Annotated in this window: 15 protein-coding genes; 7 read left to right on the top strand and 8 right to left on the bottom strand. The window is 70.8% G+C overall.

Going from position 1 to position 19,881, the window contains the following annotated elements:
* Positions 1–5: 5 nt before the first annotated feature.
* Both J2853_RS23560 and J2853_RS23555 read right to left on the bottom strand, forming a co-directional pair.
* Complete coding sequence (locus J2853_RS23560) at positions 6–770, bottom strand: thioesterase II family protein (protein WP_307561400.1); 765 nt, start codon at positions 768–770, stop codon at positions 6–8.
* Positions 767–4,213 carry an amino acid adenylation domain-containing protein gene (locus J2853_RS23555; RefSeq protein ID WP_307561398.1) on the bottom strand — a complete coding sequence of 1,149 codons (3,447 nt, stop codon included), beginning with the start codon at positions 4,211–4,213 and terminating at the stop codon, positions 767–769. Before J2853_RS23555 ends, J2853_RS23560 begins: the two co-directional genes overlap by 4 nt.
* 265 nt (positions 4,214–4,478) lie before the next feature.
* Between J2853_RS23555 and J2853_RS23550 the strand changes: the two genes are divergently transcribed.
* The 3 genes from J2853_RS23550 (at position 4,479) to J2853_RS23540 (ending at position 8,029) form a co-directional block, all read left to right on the top strand.
* Positions 4,479–6,308, top strand: a complete 1,830-nt coding sequence (locus J2853_RS23550) for an AfsR/SARP family transcriptional regulator (protein ID WP_307561396.1) — start codon at positions 4,479–4,481, stop codon at positions 6,306–6,308.
* Positions 6,309–6,500: 192 nt separating this feature from the next.
* Entirely contained in the window at positions 6,501–7,238 is a 738-nt protein-coding gene (recO, locus tag J2853_RS23545; protein ID WP_307561394.1) for a DNA repair protein RecO, read from the top strand.
* On the top strand, positions 7,235–8,029 hold the full coding sequence (locus tag J2853_RS23540) for an isoprenyl transferase (protein ID WP_307561392.1): 795 nt from the start codon (positions 7,235–7,237) through the stop codon (positions 8,027–8,029). The genes recO and J2853_RS23540 overlap by 4 nt, the downstream gene beginning before the upstream one ends.
* A gap of 51 nt (positions 8,030–8,080) precedes the next feature.
* Here J2853_RS23540 and J2853_RS23535 read toward each other — a convergent pair whose 3' ends face one another.
* The 6 genes from J2853_RS23535 to J2853_RS23510 all read right to left on the bottom strand — a co-directional run bounded on the left by J2853_RS23535 (position 8,081) and on the right by J2853_RS23510 (position 13,192).
* Positions 8,081–8,629: a CGNR zinc finger domain-containing protein gene (locus tag J2853_RS23535; RefSeq protein ID WP_307561390.1), complete on the bottom strand. Its 549-nt coding sequence runs from the start codon at positions 8,627–8,629 to the stop codon at positions 8,081–8,083.
* 233 nt (positions 8,630–8,862) lie between these two features.
* On the bottom strand, positions 8,863–9,270 hold the full coding sequence (locus tag J2853_RS23530) for a Fur family transcriptional regulator (RefSeq protein WP_307561388.1): 408 nt from the start codon (positions 9,268–9,270) through the stop codon (positions 8,863–8,865).
* Positions 9,267–10,100 carry a metal ABC transporter permease gene (locus J2853_RS23525; RefSeq protein WP_307561386.1) on the bottom strand — a complete coding sequence of 278 codons (834 nt, stop codon included), beginning with the start codon at positions 10,098–10,100 and terminating at the stop codon, positions 9,267–9,269. The genes J2853_RS23530 and J2853_RS23525 overlap by 4 nt, the downstream gene beginning before the upstream one ends.
* A complete protein-coding gene (locus J2853_RS23520) occupies positions 10,097–10,849 on the bottom strand; it encodes a metal ABC transporter ATP-binding protein (RefSeq protein WP_307561384.1) in 753 nt (250 codons plus the stop codon). Before J2853_RS23520 ends, J2853_RS23525 begins: the two co-directional genes overlap by 4 nt.
* Before the next feature lie 36 nt (positions 10,850–10,885).
* Positions 10,886–11,857 carry a metal ABC transporter substrate-binding protein gene (locus J2853_RS23515; protein ID WP_307561382.1) on the bottom strand — a complete coding sequence of 324 codons (972 nt, stop codon included), beginning with the start codon at positions 11,855–11,857 and terminating at the stop codon, positions 10,886–10,888.
* A gap of 345 nt (positions 11,858–12,202) precedes the next feature.
* Positions 12,203–13,192, bottom strand: a complete 990-nt coding sequence (locus J2853_RS23510; protein ID WP_307561380.1) for a 2-dehydropantoate 2-reductase — start codon at positions 13,190–13,192, stop codon at positions 12,203–12,205.
* A 267-nt stretch (positions 13,193–13,459) separates the two neighbouring features.
* On the opposite strand from J2853_RS23510, the gene J2853_RS23505 reads away from it, so the two are divergent.
* From J2853_RS23505 to J2853_RS23490, 4 genes are all read left to right on the top strand, one after another.
* Positions 13,460–14,722, top strand: coding sequence for a molybdopterin molybdotransferase MoeA (locus tag J2853_RS23505; RefSeq protein ID WP_307561378.1), 1,263 nt, complete (start codon positions 13,460–13,462; stop codon positions 14,720–14,722).
* A gap of 77 nt (positions 14,723–14,799) precedes the next feature.
* A complete protein-coding gene (locus J2853_RS23500) occupies positions 14,800–16,491 on the top strand; it encodes a thiamine pyrophosphate-binding protein (RefSeq protein ID WP_307561376.1) in 1,692 nt (563 codons plus the stop codon).
* Positions 16,492–16,504: 13 nt separating this feature from the next.
* Entirely contained in the window at positions 16,505–17,728 is a 1,224-nt protein-coding gene (gene frc / locus J2853_RS23495) for a formyl-CoA transferase (RefSeq protein WP_307561374.1), read from the top strand.
* Positions 17,728–19,863: an acetate--CoA ligase family protein gene (locus J2853_RS23490; protein ID WP_307561372.1), complete on the top strand. Its 2,136-nt coding sequence runs from the start codon at positions 17,728–17,730 to the stop codon at positions 19,861–19,863. Before frc ends, J2853_RS23490 begins: the two co-directional genes overlap by 1 nt.
* The last annotated feature ends 18 nt before the right edge of the window (positions 19,864–19,881 follow it).

Here is a 19,881-nt window from a genome sequence, read left to right as displayed (position 1 = left end):
CTTCGTCACCTCACACCGCCCGCGGTCATGAGGTCCGCCGTCAGGAGGGCGGTCAGATCCGTCAGCCGGTCCTGGAGGAAGAAGTGGTCGCCGTCGATGCGGTGCAGGACGAACCCGGCGGTGGTGTGCTGTTCCCACGCGGCCACCTGTTCCACCGAGACGGCCCGGTCGAGGGTGCCGGCGAAGGCCGTGATCGCCACCGGAAGCGGCGGTTCTGGCTGGTACACGTAGTCGTCCAGCCAGGTGAAGTCCGCCCGCAGCGCCGGCAGCAGCAGCTCCAGCAGTTCCGGTTCGTCGGCGACCGCCTCGGGCACGCCGCCTCCGGCCACGACCCGGGCGACCAGCTCGTCGTCGGAGAGGAGGGAGAGCCCGTCGAACATGGCCGACCCGCTCAGGTGCGGCGCGCGGGCGGCGCCCACGTACATCCGGACCGGCAGGGGCGCATCGGCACGGCGCAGCAGCCGTACCACCTCGAACGCGAGCCGCGCGCCCAGCGAGTGCCCGTACAGCGCGTAGGGACGGTTGTCGGCGGCCGCGGCGTCGGCGACCGCGGTGGCCAGCTCGGACAGGTCGATCTCGGCCGGCTCGACGATCCGGTTCTCCCTGCCCGGCAACTGGATGCCCACGACTTCCACGCCGGGAGCGAGGGCGGACGGCCACGGATGGAACACGCCCGCGCCCGCACCGGCGTACGGCAGGCAGAACAGCCGGAACGCCGCGCGCGGCAACGGCTGTGAGCACCGGAACCAACGAGCCGTCAGGGTGGTCATCGGGTGCCTCCCGGCAGGTCGATCCAGTGGCGCTGCCGCTGGAAGGGGTAGGTCGGCAGGGGTATCCGCCGGCCTGGGACGGCGGGGCCGGAGGGCGGCGTCTCCGGCGTGTGAGCCTGGGACGACAGCCGGTCGGGGTCGAGTGCGGTGATCGCCTCGGCGAGGCTGCCGCACTCCACGACGACCCGGTGGGCGAAGGAACGGCGTCCGGCCGTCAGGGTGTAGGCCACGTCGGCCGGTGACAGGTGCGGGTTGTCGGCGAGGTGGTCGCGGAGCCGTACGATCGCGGCGCGCAGGGCCTCGGGGGAGCGGGCGGAGACGGGGAACAGGTACCGGCGCCCGGAGGCGGGCGCCGCGGCCGGCGGCTCCGGCGCCTCGGCCACCAGGACGTGCGCGCCGGTGCCGCCGATGCCGATCGCGCTGACCCCCGCGACGCGCCGGCGGCCGGCGGGCCAGTCCGTCGTCTTGGTGGGCAGGTAGAACGGTCCACGGTCCAGGTCGAGCTGGGGGTTGGGGGAGGTGAGGTGCAGGTTGCCGGGGATCTGCCGGTGCCGTACCGACAGGACCGCCTTGATGAACCCCGCGATTCCGGAGGCGGCGTCCGTGTGGCCGATGTTGGTCTTGACCGCACCCAGCGCGCATCCTCCGGTGCTCCGCGCGCCGGCCGCGAGATAGGCGCGGGTCAGCGCCTCCACCTCGATGGCGTCTCCCAGCGGTGTGCCGCTGCCGTGGGCCTCCACCATGCCGACCTCGTCGGGGGAGATCTCCGCGTCCTCCAGGGCCTCGGTCACCGCGGCCACCTGCCCGGCCAGGCCCGGTACGGCGAAGCCGGCCCGCGCGGCGCCGTCGTTGCCGATCGCCCAGCCGGGGATCACGGCGTACACGTGGTCGCCGTCGGCCATGGCGTCCGCGAGCCGCTTCAGCGCCACCACGCCGCTCCCGCTGGAGAACCCCGAGCCGTCGGCCGCGGCGTCGAACGCGCGGCACCGGCCGTCGGAGGAGACCATCCCGCCGGGGGTGTGCCGGTGCCTCGGCCAGGTGACGGTGACACCGCCCGCGAGCGCGAGGTCACAGCGGTGGTCGGCGAGGCTCTGGGCGGCCAGGCAGACCGCGACCAGGGAGCTGGAGCAGGCGCTCTGCACCGCGATCGCCGGGCCGGTCAGGCCGATCCGGTAGGCGACCTGTCCCGGCAGGTGGTCGGAGCCCTGGTGGGACAGGAGCCGTCCCTCCCAGTCGTCGGGGTCGGCCGGCGTTCCGGCGGCGGGGTTGCCGAACAGGTGGAACAGGAAGTACCGGTTGGCCGCGGCGGAGGCGAACACGCCGATCTGGCCGTCGAACCGGTCAGGGTCGTAGCCGGCGTCCTCCAGGGCCTCCCAGGCCGTCTCCAGGAACAGCCGGTGCTGCGGATCGGTGCGGGCGGCCTCCTCCGCGCCGAATCCGAAGAACTCCGCGTCGAAGTCCGCCACCCCGTCCAGCTTCCCGCCGGCTTTCACGTGCGCGGGGTCGGCCAGCAACGACTCCCCGACGCCCAGCTCGCGCAGCTCCGCGTCCGAGTAGTCCCAGATGGCGTCCACCCCGTCGGACAGCACGGACCAGAAGGCGGCGGGGCCGGGTGCGCCGGGGAACCTGCAGGCCAGGCCGACCACGGCGATGTGCCCGTCGAGGGTGTCGTCGTCGGGGCCGGGGAGCTCCGCGACGGCGGGCCGGAGGGGTGGCGCGTCACCCGGAGCGGGCGACGTGTCGTCCGGAGCGGCCAGGGCACGGGCCTGGGCGCGCACCGTGGTGTGCTCGAACAGGGTCATCATCGATACCGGTGTCCCGAACGCGGCGGCCAGCAGCCGCTGAAGCCGTCCCAGGAGCAGGGAGTGGCCGCCCGCGTCGAAGAACGGCTCGGTCACGCCGATCCGGGCCACGCCGAGCACCTCGCACCAGGCGTCGTGCACGGTGGTCTCGGCGGGGGTGGCGGGCCGTTCGCCGTCGCGGGCGGGGCCCGGCGCGGGCAGGGCCTGGACGTCCACCTTGCCGGTCGGGGTGAGCGGCAGCGCGTCGAGCACCACGATCGCCGCGGGCACCAGATGGTCGGGGAGGACCTCGGCCGCGGTCCGCCGCATCGCGGCCGGATCCAGTACGGCGGCGGCGGAGGGCTGGACGTGGGCGACGAGCCTGTCGCCGGCGAGCGTGACCACGGCTCTGGCCACCCCCGGCTGCCCCGCCAGGTGCGCCTCGACCTCGGCCGGTTCGACGCGGAACCCGCGCACCTTGATCTGCCGATCGCGTCTGCCGAGGCAGACCAGCGTGCCGTCGGGGAGCTCACGCCCGAGGTCTCCGGTGCGGTAGACCCGCCTGCCGTCGTCGTCGGTGGTGAACCGTTCGGCGGTGCGCTCCGGATCCCGCCAGTACCCCAGTGCCAGGTACGGGCTGCGGACGGCGATCTCGCCCACGCCCTCGGCCTCGCCCTCGCCGGGGCGGGGGTCCAGCAGCACCACCTCGTAGCCCGGCAGAGCGTGCCCGATCGGCAGCGAGGGTCCGGTCTCCGGCTCGGCCGGCGAGTCGAAAGAGGTCCGGTAGTGGGCCACGAAGGTGGCCTCGGTGGCACCGTAACCGTTGACGAAAGCACAGGCGTCGGCGAAACGCCCCCGGCCCGCGATCACGTCGGACCGGGTCACCCGCTCGCCGCCCAGCAGAACGGTGCGTATCGAGGGCAGCCGGCCATGGGACCCCAGCGCGTCGAGCACGTAACGGTAGAGCGTCGGGGTGGAGTGGTAGACGGTCACCCCCAGCTCGGCCAGGTGCCGCACCAGTTCGTCCGGCCCGAGGGCGCGGACGTCGATCGGCACCACGGTCGCGCCCGCCAGCAGGGCGGGGTAGATGTCCGGGATGGAGGCGTCGAAGCTGACCGAGGCGAGCAGGCTGAGCCGGTCCTCGGAGGTGATCGACAGGCTTTCGATCTGGTTGTCGACGCAGTGCGCCAGGTTGCGGTGGCTCTGGGCCACGCCCTTGGGCACGCCGGTGGATCCTGAGGTGTATCGCAGGTAGGCCAGGCCGTCGGGATCGATCGATCCGGCGATCGCCGGGGCCGTCGGGATCGCGTCTTCGACGAAGACCACCTCGCAGGACCGCTCTCCCAGGAGGGTCCGGGCGAGTGCCTCGTGTCTCCGCGTGGTGACCAGCACGGAAACGTCGGCGTCGCCGAGCATGTACGCCAGCCGCGGCACGGGGTACGACGGGTCCAGCGGAACGTAGACGCAGCCGGTGAGCAGGGTTCCCAGAACGGCGGCGACGGTTTTTGCGTCGTGGCCGGTCAACAGGCCGACGCGTGCCCCCGGGCGGCCTCCCGCGGCGGCGACGAGGTGCCTGATTCCCCCGGCGGCGGCGGCCAGTTCGGCGTAGGTGACCGAGGAATCGGCAGAACGCACCGCGACGCGGTCGGGGCCGGCGTTCACGACATCAAGGAATCGGCCAATTACCGTATGTTGCATTATCCGAATTCCTGCACGTTTATCACTGTCCGGAGATCAATGTCCGGATCCGCCGTTACTGCGTGTTACGTCATCATGCGCAAGGTGCGGATTGATGACATATGGAACGTTAAAGGGCGGACATTTCTGATCATTAGCCATACGATTGCAACTTCCGCAAACACCGCTATATGTGGCTTGACTATGACTTTTGCGAAGTGTCAGCGAGAGATTCAGGCGTAGGACAGACATGACCGTCGATCAGATTGCTTCCGTGTACGACTTCCAGATGCTCGGACCGCTCCAGGTGTGCCGGGACGGGGTCGCCGTGGCGTTGCCGGCACGTCATCCCCGCATGCTCCTGGCCGCTCTGCTGCTGCACAACGGAGAAATCGTCGCCGAGGGACAGCTGCTGGAGCAGGTGTGGGACCACGGCGTCGGCAGCGTGATCGCCCTGCGCACCGCCGTGTCGCGGTTGCGCTCCTGGCTGCGCGACACGGTCGGCGCGGTCGCCTCCATCGAGCACGTCGACGGTGGATACCGGCTGCGGCTACCGGACGGGTCCGTCGACGCCACCCGGTTCCGCGTCGCCCTGGCCGCCGACTCCGACATCTCCGGCCTCGACCCGCATCAGCGACTGGCCAACCTGATGAACGCGCTCGAACAGTGGCGTGGTCCCGTGCTGGAGGGCGCTCCCGACGGTGTGCGGGAGGACCCCGTGGTGCGGGCTCTGGACGACGACCACGCCACGTGCCTGCAGCGGCTGGCCGCGCTCGCCATCTCGGTCCAGGCCCCCGAGCTGCTCTTGCCGAGAACCCGCGCCCTGGCCCAGGCCCGTCCGTTCGACGAGCCCCTGCACACACGCCTGATCGAGCTGTACGCCGCCTGCGGCCGGCCCGCCGAGGCGCTCATGGAGTACGAACGGCTGAGATCCAGGCTCGCCGACGAGCTGGGCGTCGCGCCCAGCGCCGACGCCCAGCGCGCCCACCTCGCCGTGCTCGACCAGGACCCTCCGGTACTCGGAGGGTTCGAGCGGACCTACGGCATGGGATGGGGGCGTCCGGTCGTGCCTCACCAGATTCCCGCCGACATCGCCGACTTCACGGGGCGGGACAAGGCGACCGCCTTTCTCCTCGATCATCTGAGCGGGGTGCTGGACGATCCGATGCGACCGGCCGCGCCGGTCGCGGGTGTCACCGGTCCCGCCGGAGCGGGCAAGTCCGCCCTGGCCGTGCACCTCGCCCACCGGCTGGTGCCGACCTACACCGACGGCCAGCTCTACGCCGACCTGGGCGGCGCCGGAGCCGTCCCCGAAGCTCCCGCCCGGGTGCTCGGACGGTTCCTGCGGGCGCTCGGCGTCGGCCACGCGGCCGTCCCTGAGGACCTGGCCGAACGAACGGCCCTGTACCGCAGCCTCATGGACAACCGCCGCATCCTGGTCGTGCTCGACAACGCCGTGGGGGAGGCGCAGGTGAGGCCGCTGCTCCCCGGCTCGGCGACCTGCTCGGTCCTCATCACCAGCCGGTCCCGGCTGGTGGGCATCGGCGGCGCGAGAATCGTGGACCTCGACCGGTTCGAGGTCGATCACGCCGTCCACCTGCTGGCGAGCATCGTCGGGCACGAGCGGCTGGCCGCCGAGCCCGAGGCCGCCGCCGAACTGGTCCAGCTGTGCGACAGGCTGCCCCTGGCGGTACGCATCTGCGGCGCCCGGCTCGCCGCCCGTCCTCACTGGCCGATCTCCGGCCTGGTCGTCATGTTGCGTGACGAACACCGCCGTCTGGACGAGCTGAGCGTCGCGGACCTGGCCATACGGGACGGCCTGCGGCAGAGCCACTCGCGGCTGAGGGAGGACGCCCGGAAGGCGCTGGCCCAGCTGGCCAGGCTGGGATCGGTCGAGTTCGCGGTCGGTACCGCCGCCGCCGTCTGCGGCCTGAACCACGCGGATGCCGAAGCCTGCCTGGACGCCCTGGTCGAGGCCCGGTTCGTCTCGGTGGTCGCCTCGGGGCAGGCCGGGCGGTTCCACTACCGCCTCGACGACCTGGTCCGGCTGTTCGTCCTGGACCTGGTCCCGGCACGTTGACCGTACCGCCCTCCGGTCCGTTCGCGGAGAGCCCCTGAAACGGGGACGGAGGAGCCACCGCGCCGCCCTCGGCGACGGCCTCCGCTCACGCGCCGACGTGCGAAGATCTGGATTCGGGTGCCGGGTTTCGGCTGTCCGCCGACCGTGTACACGGCATGAAACGGTATGAAAGAACGACGCTAGACTGCACAGGTGAGTCTGTACCGGGACGACGGCATCGTGCTCCGCACCCACAAGCTGGGTGAGGCCGATCGCATCGTCACCATCCTGACCAGACGCACGGGCAAGGTCCGGGGCGTCGCCAAGGGCGTCAGGCGGACGACCTCGCGATTCGGCGGCCGGCTTGAGCCGTTCACCCACGTGGACCTCCAGCTCCACACCGGCCGCACACTCGACGTGATCACCCAGGCCGAGACCATCCGCCCGTACGGCGAGGCGCTCGTCAGCGACTATCCGCGCTACACGGCGGGCGTCGCGATGCTGGAGACCGCCGACCGGCTGATCATGGGGGAGAAGGAGCCCGCGCTCCGCCAGTTCCTGCTGCTCGTCGGCGGTCTGCGCACGCTCGGCTCGGGGGAGCACGAGGCCCGGCTCGTCCTCGACGCCTACTTCCTCCGCTCGCTGGCCGTCGCCGGTTACGCCCCCGCCCTGGAGTCGTGCGCCCGGTGCAAGGCCCCCGCGGTGCGGGCGTTCGCCATCGTGTCGGGAGGCGTGGTGTGCGGGGCTTGCCGTCCCGCCGGCGCCGCGGTGCCCGAGGGGGCGACCCTGGCCCTGATGCTCGCGCTCCTGCGGGGCGACTGGCCCGCCGCCGACGCCTCCGTCCCCCGGCACCGCGCCGAATGCAGCGGCCTGGTCGCCGCCTACCTCCAATGGCACCTCGAACACGGCATACGCTCTCTTCGACACGTAGAAAGGGAGCCTGCCACGTGAACGTCCGCCCACCCGTCCCTCACCCCTCCGGCGCCACCCCGCCCTCCATCCCCCGAGACCTCGTGCCCCGGCACGTGGCGATCGTGATGGACGGCAACGGCCGATGGGCCAAACAGCGTGGCCTGCCGCGGACCGAAGGTCACAAGGCGGGCGAGGCCTCGCTCTTCGACGTGATCGAGGGTGCGATCGAGCTCGGCATCCCCTACCTGTCGGTCTACGCCTTCTCCACGGAGAACTGGAAGCGCTCCCCGGACGAGGTGCGCTTCCTGATGGGGTTCAACCGCGACGTCATCCGCCGTCGGAGAGACGGCCTCAACGCGTTGGGGGTGCGGGTCCGCTGGGCCGGCCGCCCGGGACGGCTGTGGAAGAGCGTCATCCAGGAGCTGCGGGACGCCGAGGAGATGACCACGGGCAACTCCACGCTGACCCTGCAGTTCTGCGTCAACTACGGCGGCCGGGCCGAGATCGTCGACGCGGCCGTGCGCATGGCCCAGGACATCGCCGAGGGCCGGCTCAAGCCAGGCCGGGTGAAGGAGGAGACCTTCGCCCGCTACCTGGACGAGCCGCAGATCCCGGACGTGGACCTGTTCGTGCGCTCCTCGGGCGAGCAGCGCACCTCCAACTTCCTGATCTGGCAGACGGCCTACGCCGAGATGGTCTTCCTCAACCGCCTCTGGCCCGACTTCGACCGTCGTGACCTGTGGGAGGCCTGCGAGACCTACGCCAAGCGTGACAGGAGGTACGGCGGAGCCGTACCCAACGCCGTGCCGGACCCGTCCGCCAGGCCCTGACCTTCCTCATGCGCCCACCTGCCCGGTCGGCAGGTGACGGCGGAGCGTGACTCAGACCCGGCGGCGGGCGCGGTAGGCGGCGACGTGCATGCGGTTTCCGCACGTGCGGCTGTCGCAGTAGACGCGGGAGCGATTGCGGGACTCGTCGAAGAAGACGTTGCCGCAGTCTGGAGCCGAGCAGGTGCGCAGGCGCTCCCATTCGTCCTCGACGAGCAGGTGGGCCAGGGCGACGCCCAGGTCGGCCGAGAGGTGCTCGTAAAGCGAGGCGTCGGGCGCGAAGTAGTGGACGTGCAAGGGGTGACCGTCGTGCTCGGCCAGGCGCGGGGTGATGCGGGTCTCGCTCAGCAGGGAGTTCAGCCAGGCGACCGTGGCGGCGTGGCCGGAGGCGGTGAACACCTTGTGGAAGGCGTCGCGCAGGGCGCGCACCTGGCTCAGGTCCGCGGCACCGAGCTCGCCGATGCCGCTGATCTGCCAGCGCTCCACGAATTCGCCGAGCTCTCGCAGGTCGGTCAGCCGGTCTTCGCCCCCGGTGCCGGGGGAGGTGTTGACCAGGTCGACCACAACGGCGAGTGAGTGCAGCATGTCATGTCCGAATGGCATGTTGACTCCTGTTGGAGGTAATTCCAGCGTACGGCGGCTCGCCGTCTCGGAAGCGTATCTCTCCGGCGAGCCTTCGTGGCGCCTCCGCGGCCTCGCACCGTCGGGCCTTCCCGGCGTTTCCGCGCCTCGCCGCGGCCGTGGCCGCAGCCGTGGCCGCGGCGCTCCGGCGCTCTGCGGCCTCGGCGGAGGCGACGGTCATCTCGAGGTCTCCGCGTTCGGGCGTGTCCTGACGCTCAGAAGCTGCTCGACGCGCCGGCCATCTTGAGGGCGTCGGAGCAGGAGGCGCAGGTACCGAAGATCTCAACCGTGTGGGTGATCTCGGTGAAGCCGTGCTCGGAGCCGACCGTCTCGGCCCAGCGTTCCACCGCGGGGCCGGCCACCTCGACCGTTCGCCCGCAGGTCCGGCAGACCAGGTGGTGATGGTGATGACCGCTGGCACAGGCGCGGTAGACCGACTCTCCGTCGTCGGTCCTGAGCATGTCGACATGACCGATGTCGGCGAGTGCCTGTAGCGCCCGATAAACCGTTGTAAGTCCAATTTTTGCGCCTTCTGCACGCATTTCCGCATATACGTCCTGCGCACTGCGAAACCCCTCGCTCTGGCGCAGAATTGCGTGGACGGCCTCACGTCTGTTACTCATAAGTTGGCCTCCTGTGGTCGGCTTCGGCGTACGAATCTACCGAGCCCGAGGGCCAGAACGAACCCTGCGAGGGCAACGATCACAATGATTGCGCCTGGCGGAACCTCGACGTAGAACGAGGAGGTCAACCCGCCTACAGTAGCAATCATTCCAAAAAGCATAGAAAGAAGCATCGTGCTTCTGAAGCCCCTGGTGAGCTGCTGGCTCGTCGCCACGGGAACCACCATCAACGCGCTGACGAGCAACAGCCCCACCACGCGCATGGCGATGACCACGGTCAGCGCGGCGGTGACGGCGATCAGCAGGCTCAGGAAGCGCACCGGCAGGCCGCTGGCCCTGGCGACCTCCTCGTCCTGGCAGAGCACGTAGAGCTCGCGGCCGAAGAAGATCACCACGCCGAGCACGGCCACCGCCAGGAAGCCGATCACCCACACGTCCTCCGTGGGGACGCTGCTGATCGAGCCGAACAGATACGACATCAGCGTGGCGTTGCTGCCGCCGGGAGCCAGCGAGATCAGCAGCACGCCTCCGGCGATGCCACCGTAGAACAACAGCGCGAGCGCCACGTCGCCGCTGGTCCTGCCGCGTGCGCGGACCAGCTCGATGGCCACGGCGCCGAGGATCGAGACCACCACGGCGGTCAGCACGGGAGCCTGGTTGGTGAGGAAGCCGAGCGCCACACCGGTCAGCGCGACGTGCCCGATGCCGTCGCCCAGCAGGGCCAGGCGGCGCTGCACCATGAACGTGCCGATGGCGGGGGCCACCAGGCCGACCAGCAGGGCGGCGATCAGCGCTCGCCGCATGAAGTCGAACTGCAGAAGCGCGATCACGACGCGGGCCTCCAGTCGAGCGGGCTCACAGAGGTCTCCTCGCCATGGGGATGCACGTGGTCGTGGCCGGGCAGCGCGTGCGTGCCGACCGCCTGGGGCGGCGGGCCGTCATGGCACACGAACCCATCCCTGAGCACCACGGCGCGAGTGATCAGGGACTCCAGCGGTCCGAGCTCGTGGGCGACCAGCAGGACCGTCTTCCCCTGGTCGACGAGCCCGGCCAGGGTGTCGGCGAGAAGCCGCTGGCTCTCGGAGTCGACACCCGCCGTGGGTTCGTCCATGACGAAGGTGTCGGGCTCCCCGGCGAGGGCGCGGGCGATCAGCACCCGCTGCTGCTGGCCGCCGGACAGGGCCTGGACCGGGTCCGAGGCCCGATCGGCCATGCCGACGACCGCCAGCGCCCTGGCGGTCGCCTCGCGGTCGGCCGCGCTGGTCCGCCGGAAGCGCCGCTGCCTGGCGATCCTGCCGGAGGCGACGACCTCGCGGATCGTGGTGGGCACCCCGCCGCCCACCGAGAGCCGTTGCGGCACGTAGCCGATCCGCCACCACTCGCGGAACCGCGCGGGTGACGTGTCGTAGAGCAGGGTCGTGCCGCCGGTCAGGGGGATCAGGCCGAGCAGGGAGCGGATGAGGGTGGACTTGCCCGAACCGTTGGCGCCGAGCACGGCCACCACCTCGCCGGACTTGACGGTCAGGTCGATGCCGCGCAGCACCGGGCGGCGGTCCAGGCTGACCTGGCCGCCGTTCATGGTGAAAACCGTTTGTTGGGATGTCACATGTGACCTTTACGAGCAGCTGAGTGCCGTTTGGAGTGCGGTGAGGTTCTGGCGCATGGCGGACAGGTAGTCGCCGTTCGCCGGCTGGCTTTCGACCGGGTCGAGGACCGCGGTCTTGGCACCGACCTCCTGGGCGAGAACCTCGGCGACCTTCGGGCTGACGAGTGTCTCGGTGAAAATCGTAGTCACTTTCTCCTGCTTGGCCACTTTGGCCACTTCGGCGATGCGCGCGGGAGAGGGCTCGGCGTCCGGATCGAGGCCGCTGATCCCGACCTGGCGGAGTTTGTAGCGGTCGGCGAGGTAGCCGAACGCGGAGTGGCTGGTGAGGATCACGTCCGAGGCGCACGTGCCCAGTCCCCGGGCGATTTCGCCGTCGAGGGCGCCGAGGTCGGCCGCGGTCTTGGCGGCGCGGTCCTTGTAGCCCTGCGCGTGCGCGGGGTCGGCGGCGGCGAGTTTCTCGCCGAGCTGGGTCGCGACCGTCGCGAACCGGGCCGGATCGAGCCAGAGATGGGGGTCGTAGCCGACGTCGTGGCCGTGCTCCTCCCCGCCCGCCTCACCCTCGTGGCCCTCCTCGGTGGTCGCCGGGATGGTCTCGACCGCGGTCGCCGCGTCGAAACCCCGGTCGGCGGCGTGCTGCTCGACCGCCTCGTCCACGGCGGGCTGGACTCCCTTGATGTAGACGACGAGCCCGGTCTGCTCCAGCCCGGCCACCTGGGTCAGGGCCAGCTCCAGGTCGTGCGGCTCGGTGCCGGGCTTGGTCAGGCCGGTGACGGTCACGTCGGGGCCGCCCACCTGTCCGGCGAGCCACTCCAAGGGATACATGGCGGCGGTGACGTCGGTCTTCTCTCCCGGCGAGCCGCCCGTCCGGGCGGCGGAGCCGGCCGCGTCGGCACCGCAGGCCGAGGTGGCGGCGAGAGCGGTGATGAGTGCGAGCAGACCTGCGGCGCGCATGCGGATACGTCGGGAGGAGTCGGACATCATGAGGATTAGTATGCGCGCAAATGAAAATGGTTGTCAAAATCGCGCGTCAACAGGTCCTGAAAAGAGGCCGGCGCGGCCCGGGAGGGCATCAGAGAGCCCGGCCGGCGAAGGGGGCGGAATCGCGGGCCGGGCTCTCTGCGTCGCGCCGGCGAACCGCCGTACCCCGGCGTCGACGGTCTGTGGGTGTTTTTGATGTCGCGGCTGAGTCGTACGGATGCCGGGCCGGGGGACGCGGCGGGGGGCGGGGTCCGGTGGTGCCGAACCCCGACGCCCCCTCCTCACGGAGGGGGCGTCGACGTCGTGCCCTTTCAGTGAAGTCTTGTATACGGTCTACGGTATGTCCGATCAACTCGCCGCGGCAAGGCTCTCTCGCACCTGTTCGTCGAGAAGATCGGCGACCGCGTGGATCGCGCGGAGTGTGGGCACCTCGGTCCCGGTGAGGTCGGCCAGTTCGACGACGGCGGCGAGGATCACGTCGAGCTCCAGGGGCTTGCCCTTCTCCAGGTCCTGGAGCGTGGAGGTCTTGTGCTCCCCGGCCCGCTCGGCGCCGGCGATCCTGCGCTCGATCGAGATCTCCGGGTCGCAGCCGACCCGGCGGGCCACCTCGACGGTCTCGCGCATCATGGAGACGACGAGGTCTCGGGTCCGCCGGTGGCGGCAGATGCCCGCCATCGTCGCCCGGGTGAGGGCGCTGATCGGGTTGAAGGCGATGTTGCCCATGAGCTTGATCCAGATGTCGCGCCGCAGGTCGGCCTCCACCGGGCACTTCAGCCCGCCCTCGACCATGGCCTGGCTGAACGCGACACAGCGGGATGAGAGGGAGCCGTCGGGCTCCCCGATGGAGAAGCGGGTGCCTTCGAGGTGGCGGATCACGCCGGGCGCCTCGATCTCGGTCGCCGCGTAGACCACGCATCCGATCGCGCGCTCCAGCGGGAGCGCGGCGGTGACCGTTCCGCCGGGGTCGACGCTCTCGATCAGATGGCCCTGGTAAGGGCCGGGAAGACGATGGAAATACCACCACGGGATGCCGTTCTGGGCCGCGATGATGCCGGTGGTCTCGTGGAGCAGCGGCCGGATCATGGGACCGGCCGCCGCGTAGGAGTTGGCCTTCAGGCCGAGGAAGACATGGTCCACCTTGCCGATCTCAAGGGGGTTGTCGGTGGTGTGGGGATGGGCTGTGAAGTCTCCTCGCGGGCTCAGCACACGCACGCCGGACTTCCGCATCGCCGCGAGGTGCTCTCCGCGGGCGATCAAATGCACCTCGGCGCCGGCCCTGTGCAGGGCGGCGCCGACGTAGGCGCCGATAGCGCCGGCGCCAAGAACAGCGACTTTCACAAGTGACTCCGTTCTCGCGTCCATATTGCATTCGGTATACAGTATGGAAAAAGGCCGGTCAAGGAGGCGCTGATGGTCATCACCCTGTCCGCCGTCCAAAGGATCTTCGAAGGTCACGGCGCGTCCGGGGCGCCGCCGGGGCGGTCACGCGAAGGCCCCGGCGAGGAGCCGAGCGGAGGTTCGCCCCGTGAGTCACCCGGGGAGCCGTGCGAGGGCCCGGCCGGTGGGCCGCGCGAGGATTCGCCGGCCGCGGGGGGATCGCCGCCCATGCCGGGCGGGCGTCGTGCCGATGCCACCGGACACGCCGCCGCCCTCTCCTGGGAGGCCGCCCGCCGGGTGGCGGCATCGGCCGCGGGGCCGCTTCCCGCCGTGGAGGTCCCTCTCCGGCTCGCGTACGGCCGCCTGGCGGAGCCGCTGCGCGCCCTCGTCCCGGTCCCCGGGGCCGATGTGGCCGCCATGGACGGCTACGCGGTCGCGGGTGCTCCGCCCTGGCGGGTCGCGGGTCTCGTGCTGGCCGGAGGGGAGGCCTTCGGCGCCGCGCTCGCGCCGGGCACGGCGGTGGAGATCGCCACCGGCGCCCCCGTGCCGGAGGGGGCCGAGGCGGTGCTGCCCTACGAGGCGGCCGTGCGGGGGAACTCGCCGGCGCCGGATCGGGAGAGGACCGTCTCGGGGGCGATCGAGCCGGGGCGGCACATCCGCCGCCGCGGCGAAGACTGCCCGCAGGGGACCGTCGTGCTCGCCGCGGGATCGGTGGTCACGCCCGCGGTCCTCGGGCTCGCGGCGGCGCTCGGGCACGACACGCTCCCGGTCGGGCCGAGGCCCGTGGTGTCCGTGCTGGTCACGGGCGACGAGGTGGTCACCGAGGGGCTGCCGGGCCCCGGCCGGGTGCGTGACGCGATCGGGCCGATGCTGCCGGGCCTGGTCGCGTGGGCGGGCGGAAGGGCCGAGGAGCCGCTGTGGCTGCCCGACGGCGCCCCGGCCCTCGCCGCCGCGCTGTCGGGAGCCGGGGACGGCCCGCCGGGCGAGGTGATCGTGGTGTGCGGGGCCTCGTCGAAGGGGCCCGCGGACCACCTGAGGGAGGTGCTGGCCGGGCTCGGCGCGGAGATCCTCGTCGACGGCGTCGCGGTGCGGCCGGGGCACCCGCAGCTTCTCGCCAGGCTTCCCGGCGGGCGGCTGGTCGCGGGGCTTCCCGGAAATCCCTACGCGGCGCTGGTCGCCGCGCTGACGCTGCTCGTCCCGGCGCTCAGGGCGCTCACGGGCGAACCGGAGCCCCCCGGGGAGCGGGCCGTCCTGGTCGCGCCGGACGCGCCGGCCGGTCCCGTGCGGCCCCACGCCACCGACACCCGGATGGTCGCGGTACGGCGTGGCGCCCAGGGCGCGGCGCCGGTCGGACACGACCGGCCGGGGTCGCTGTGGGGGGCCGCGCTCGCCGACGCGCTGGCGGTCGTACCCCCCGGATGGAGGGGCGAACCGGTGGAGCTTGTGGCTCTGCCCGCACAACTTGTGGCTCTGCCCACACAAAGGGGCTAGACATCGCCCGACCGTGGGGGTAACCATTGCCCTCATACGGTATGCAGTATGGAGAACACAATCGAGAGGACCCCAGAATGACCCAGCCAGCGGACACGGCACCGGAAACGATCTCCGGAGGCCACCTGGTGGCGAAGGCGCTGAAGGCGGAGGGGATCGATGTGATCTTCACGCTCTGCGGCGGCCACATCATCGACATCTACGACGGTTGCGTCGACGAGGGCATCGAGGTCATCGATGTCCGCCACGAGCAGGTGGCCGCGCACGCCGCCGACGGTTACGCGCGGATCACCGGCAAGCCGGGATGCGCGGTTGTGACGGCGGGGCCGGGCACCACCGATGCGATCACCGGTGTGGCCAACGCCTTCAGGGCGGAGAGCCCCATGTTGCTCATCGGCGGACAGGGAGCGCTCAGCCAGCACAAGATGGGCTCGCTCCAGGACTTGCCGCACGTCGACATCATGACCCCGATCACCAAGTTTGCGGCCACGGTCCCCGGGACCGAGCGGGTGGCGGACCTCGTGTCCATGGCCTTCAGAGAGTGCTTCAACGGCGCTCCGGGGCCGTCCTTCCTGGAGATCCCCCGCGACGTGCTCGACGCCAGCGTCCCGCTGTCCAAGGCGCGCATCCCCGAGGCCGGCCGCTACCGGGCCTCCACCCGCCAGGCCGGAGACCCCGAGGCGATCGAGCGCCTGGCCGACCTGCTGGCCCACGCCGAGAAGCCCTGCGTGCTGCTGGGCAGCCAGGTGTGGACCACCCGGGGCACCGACGCCGCGATCGACTTCGTCCGCGCCCTGAACGTGCCCGCCTACATGAACGGCTCCGCCCGGGGCACCCTGCCCCCCGGCGACCCGCACCACTTCCAGCTCTCCCGGCGCTACGCCTTCAACAACGCCGACCTGATCATCATCGTCGGCACGCCGTTCGACTTCCGCATGGGATACGGCAAGCGCCTGTCGCCCACGGCGACCGTGGTCCAGATCGACCTCGACTACCGGACCGTCGGAAAGAACCGCGACATCGACCTCGGCATCGTCGGCGACGCCGGGCTGGTCCTGTCGTCCGCGGCCCAGGCGGCCTCCGGCCGCGTCGAGAACGGCTCGGCCGGGCGCAAGGCGTGGCTGGAGGAGCTGCGCGCCGTCGAGACGGCCGCCTACGAGAAGCGGCTGCCCCGCCAGCTCTCCGACTCCACGCCGATCGACCCCTACCGGCTCGTGCACGAGATCAACGAGTTCCTCACCGAGGACAGCATCTACATCGGTGACGGCGGCGACATCGTCACCTTCTCCGGCCAGGTCGTCCAGCCCAAGTCGCCGGGCCACTGGATGGACCCCGGGCCGCTCGGCACGCTCGGCGTCGGCGTCGCCTTCGCCATGGCCGCGAAATACGCCCGCCCGGACAAGGAGGTGCTCTGCCTCTTCGGTGACGGGGCGTTCAGCCTCACCGGCTGGGACTTCGAGACCATGGTCCGCTTCAACCTCCCGTTCATCGGGGTCATCGGCAACAACTCCTCGATGAACCAGATCCGCTACGGCCAGGCCGCCAAGTACGGCGACAACCGCGGCCGGGTCGGCAACACCCTCGGCGACGTCAGATACGACGAGTTCGCCCGGATGCTGGGCGGCCACGGCGAGGAGGTCAGGGATCCCGCGGACATCCGGCCGGCCCTGGAGCGGGCGCGCGAGTCCGGCAAGCCCGCGCTGATCAACGTATGGGTCGATCCAGACGTATACGCCCCCGGAACCATGAACCAGACCATGTACAAGTGAGGGAGAGCTCCCCATGAAGGCACTGGATGGTGTCCGCGTCCTCGACATGACCCACGTGCAGTCGGGTCCGTCCTGCACTCAGCTCCTGGCCTGGCTCGGCGCCGACGTGGTCAAGCTGGAGGCGCCCTCGGGCGACATCACCCGCAAGCAGCTGCGCGACGTCCCCGGCGTCGACAGCCTCTACTTCACGATGCTGAACTGCAACAAGCGAAGCATCACCCTCAACATGAAGAGCGAGCGCGGCAAGGAGATCTTCACCAAGCTGGTGGGTGAGTCCGACATCCTCGTGGAGAACTTCGGCCCCGGGGCCGTCGAGCGGATGGGCTTCCCCTGGGAGCGGCTCCAGGAGCTCAACCCCCGGCTGATCTACGCCTCGATCAAGGGCTTCGGCCCGGGGCGCTACGCCGACTTCAAGGCCTACGAGGTGATCGCCCAGGCGATGGGCGGCTCGATGAGCACCACCGGCTTCGAAGACGGGCCGCCGCTGGCCACGGGGGCACAGATCGGCGACTCGGGCACCGGCGTCCACGCCCTCGCCGGCATCCTGGCCGCGCTCTACCAGCGCGAGCAGACCGGCCGGGGCCAGCGCGTCCAGGTGGCCATGCAGCACGCCGTGCTCAACCTGTGCCGGGTGAAGCTCCGCGACCAGCAGAGGCTCACCTCCGGACCTCTGACGGAGTATCCCAACAAGTCCTTCAGCGACGAGGTCCCCCGCTCGGGCAACGCCTCGGGCGGCGGCCAGCCCGGCTGGGCCGTGCGGTGCGCCCCGGGCGGCCCCAACGACTACATCTACGTCATCGTGCAGCCCGTCGGCTGGGCGCCGCTCGCCGGGATCATCGGACGCCCCGAGCTGGCCGAGGACCCCGAGTGGGCCACCCCGGAGGCGCGGTTACCCAAGCTGGACAAGATGTTCCAGCTCATCGAGGAATGGAGCAGCGGCCAGGACAAGTGGACGGTCCTCGACCGGCTCAACGCCGTCAACATCCCGTGCGGGCCGATCCTGTCGACCAAGGAACTGCTGGAGGACGAGAGCCTCCGGAGGGAGGGCGCGCTCGTCGAGGTCGACCACCCCGAGCGCGGTTCGTTCACGACGGTCGGCAGCCCGCTGCACCTGTCCGACTCGCCGGTCGACGTCACCAGCCCGCCGCTGCTCGGAGAGCACAACACCGAGATCTACGCGGGCCTGGGCCTGACCGCCGAGGATCTGGCAGATCTGAAAACGAACGGAGTCATCTGATGACATATGACCAGGCAGCCGTGCGAGAGCTGCTGGAGAAAGCCCGCGCGGAGGGCCGCACGGCGCTGACCGCGCCCGAGGGCAGGCGAATCTGCGACGCGTACGGGATCACGACCCCCGGCGAGGGGCTGGCGACCTCGGCGAACGAGGCGGTGTCCATCGCGGAGGAGATCGGCCTGCCGGTGGTGCTGAAGATCGTCTCTCCCGACATCCTGCACAAGACCGAGGCGGGAGGCGTGCTCGTCGGCCTGCGTGACGCCGAGGCGGTGCGCGCCGGATACGACCAGATCATGGCCGCGGCGCGTGCCTACAACCCCGAGGCGGGGATCGACGGCATCCAGGTGCAGGCCATGGTCGGCGCCGGGCACGAAGTGATCATCGGCGCCGTCACCGACGACACCTTCGGAAAGATCGTCGCCTTCGGACTCGGCGGCGTGCTGGTCGAGGTCCTCAAGGACGTGACCTTCCGATTGGCCCCCCTTTCGGGTGATGATGCACTCGGGATGCTCGATGACATCAAGGCGGCCGAAGTGCTGCGTGGTGTCCGTGGGGCGGAGCCGGCGAACAGGGAGGCACTCGCGGACATGATCGAGCGGGTCGGCGCGCTGGTCGGCGACTTCCCGGAGATCGCCGAGGTCGACCTCAACCCCGTCTTCGCCACCGCGGACGGGGCGACGGCGGCCGACGTGCGCATCCTGCTCGCCGAGGAGGTCCCGCAGGAGAGGGCACGGCTGTCGCGCGAGGAGATCCTCGCCTCGATGAACCGGATCTTCAAGCCGCGCTCCGTCGCGGTGATCGGAGCCTCCGAGGAGACCGGGAAGATCGGCAACTCGGTCATGCGCAACCTGATCAACGGTGGCTACCGGGGCCACATCTACCCGATCAACCCGAAGTCCCCCGAGGTCCTGGGACTGCCCGCCTACCGCAGCATCTCCGACGTGCCGGGCGAGGTAGACGTCGCGGTCTTCGCGATTCCCGCCAAGTTCGTGGCCGCGGCCCTGGAGGACGTCGGGCGCAAGGGCGTGGCGGGCGCGATCATGATCCCGTCCGGTTTCGCCGAGACCGGGAACGTCGAGGGCCAGGCCGAGATCGTCGAGATCGCCCGCAAGCACGGCGTGCGGATGCTCGGCCCCAACATCTACGGCTACTACTACACCCCGGAAAACCTCTGCGCCACGTTCTGCACGCCGTACGACGTCAAGGGCGGTGTGGCGCTGACCTCGCAGAGCGGGGGCATCGGCATGGCCATCCTCGGCTTCAGCCGGTCGTCGGGGATGGGGGTGTCGGCGATCGTCGGGGTCGGCAACAAGGCCGACGTCGACGAGGACGACCTGCTCACGTTCTTCGAGCAGGACGACAACACCAACTGCGTGGCCATGCACCTGGAAGACCTCAAGGACGGGCGCGGGTTCGTCGAGGCCGCCCAGCGGATCATCCGCAAGAAGCCGGTGATCGTGCTCAAGGCCGGGCGCACCGCGATGGGCGCCCGGGCGGCAGGTTCGCACACGGGCGCGCTGGCCGGCGACGACAAGGTCTACGACGACATCCTCCGCCAGGCGGGGGTCGTCCGGGCCCCGGGCCTCAACGACATGCTCGAATACGCGCGGTCACTGCCGTTGATGCCCACGCCCAAGGGCGAGAACGTCGTCATCATCACCGGGGCGGGCGGCTCGGGTGTCCTGCTCTCCGACGCCTGCGTGGACAACGGACTGTCCCTCATGGAGATCCCGCCGGATCTCGACGAGGCCTTCCGCGCCTACATCCCGCCCTTCGGCGCGGCGGGCAACCCCGTCGACATCACCGGTGGCGAACCGCCCAGCACCTACGAGAACACCATCAGGCTCGGTCTGGCGGACCCTCGCGTCCACGCGCTGGTGATCGGTTACTGGCACACGATCGTGACCCCGCCGATGGTCTTCGCGGAGCTGGTCGCGCGCGTGGTGGCCGAAGAGCGCGCGAAGGGCAACGACAAGCCCGTCGTGGCGTCGCTGGCAGGTGACACCGAGGTCGAGGAGGCCTGCGATCACCTGTTCGCCAACGGGGTGATCGCCTATCCCTACACGACCGAGAAGCCGGTGGCGGTGCTCGGCGCGAAATATCGCTGGGCGAGGGCGGCAGGTCTGCTGAACGGCTGACCGCGTCATGAGCCAGGG

This window comes from Streptosporangium lutulentum (assembly GCF_030811455.1).
Lineage (GTDB): Bacteria > Actinomycetota > Actinomycetes > Streptosporangiales > Streptosporangiaceae > Streptosporangium > Streptosporangium lutulentum.
The sequence above is the reverse complement of the archived record's forward strand: the minus strand, read 5'-3'. Positions and strand labels throughout refer to the sequence as shown.

Excerpts from the sequence above, each read along its gene's own strand:
- J2853_RS23560 (WP_307561400.1), bottom strand. The coding sequence starts at position 770 with ATGACCACCCTGACGGCTCGTTGGTTCCGGTGCTCACAGCCGTTGCCG.
- J2853_RS23550 (WP_307561396.1), top strand. The coding sequence starts at position 4,479 with ATGACCGTCGATCAGATTGCTTCCGTGTACGACTTCCAGATGCTCGGA.
- J2853_RS23535 (WP_307561390.1), bottom strand. The coding sequence starts at position 8,629 with ATGCCATTCGGACATGACATGCTGCACTCACTCGCCGTTGTGGTCGAC.
- J2853_RS23530 (WP_307561388.1), bottom strand. The coding sequence starts at position 9,270 with ATGAGTAACAGACGTGAGGCCGTCCACGCAATTCTGCGCCAGAGCGAG.
- J2853_RS23520 (WP_307561384.1), bottom strand. The coding sequence starts at position 10,849 with ATGAACGGCGGCCAGGTCAGCCTGGACCGCCGCCCGGTGCTGCGCGGC.
- J2853_RS23515 (WP_307561382.1), bottom strand. The coding sequence starts at position 11,857 with ATGATGTCCGACTCCTCCCGACGTATCCGCATGCGCGCCGCAGGTCTG.
- J2853_RS23505 (WP_307561378.1), top strand. The coding sequence starts at position 13,460 with ATGCCGGGCGGGCGTCGTGCCGATGCCACCGGACACGCCGCCGCCCTC.
- J2853_RS23500 (WP_307561376.1), top strand. The coding sequence starts at position 14,800 with ATGACCCAGCCAGCGGACACGGCACCGGAAACGATCTCCGGAGGCCAC.
- frc (WP_307561374.1), top strand. The coding sequence starts at position 16,505 with ATGAAGGCACTGGATGGTGTCCGCGTCCTCGACATGACCCACGTGCAG.
- J2853_RS23490 (WP_307561372.1), top strand. The coding sequence starts at position 17,728 with ATGACATATGACCAGGCAGCCGTGCGAGAGCTGCTGGAGAAAGCCCGC.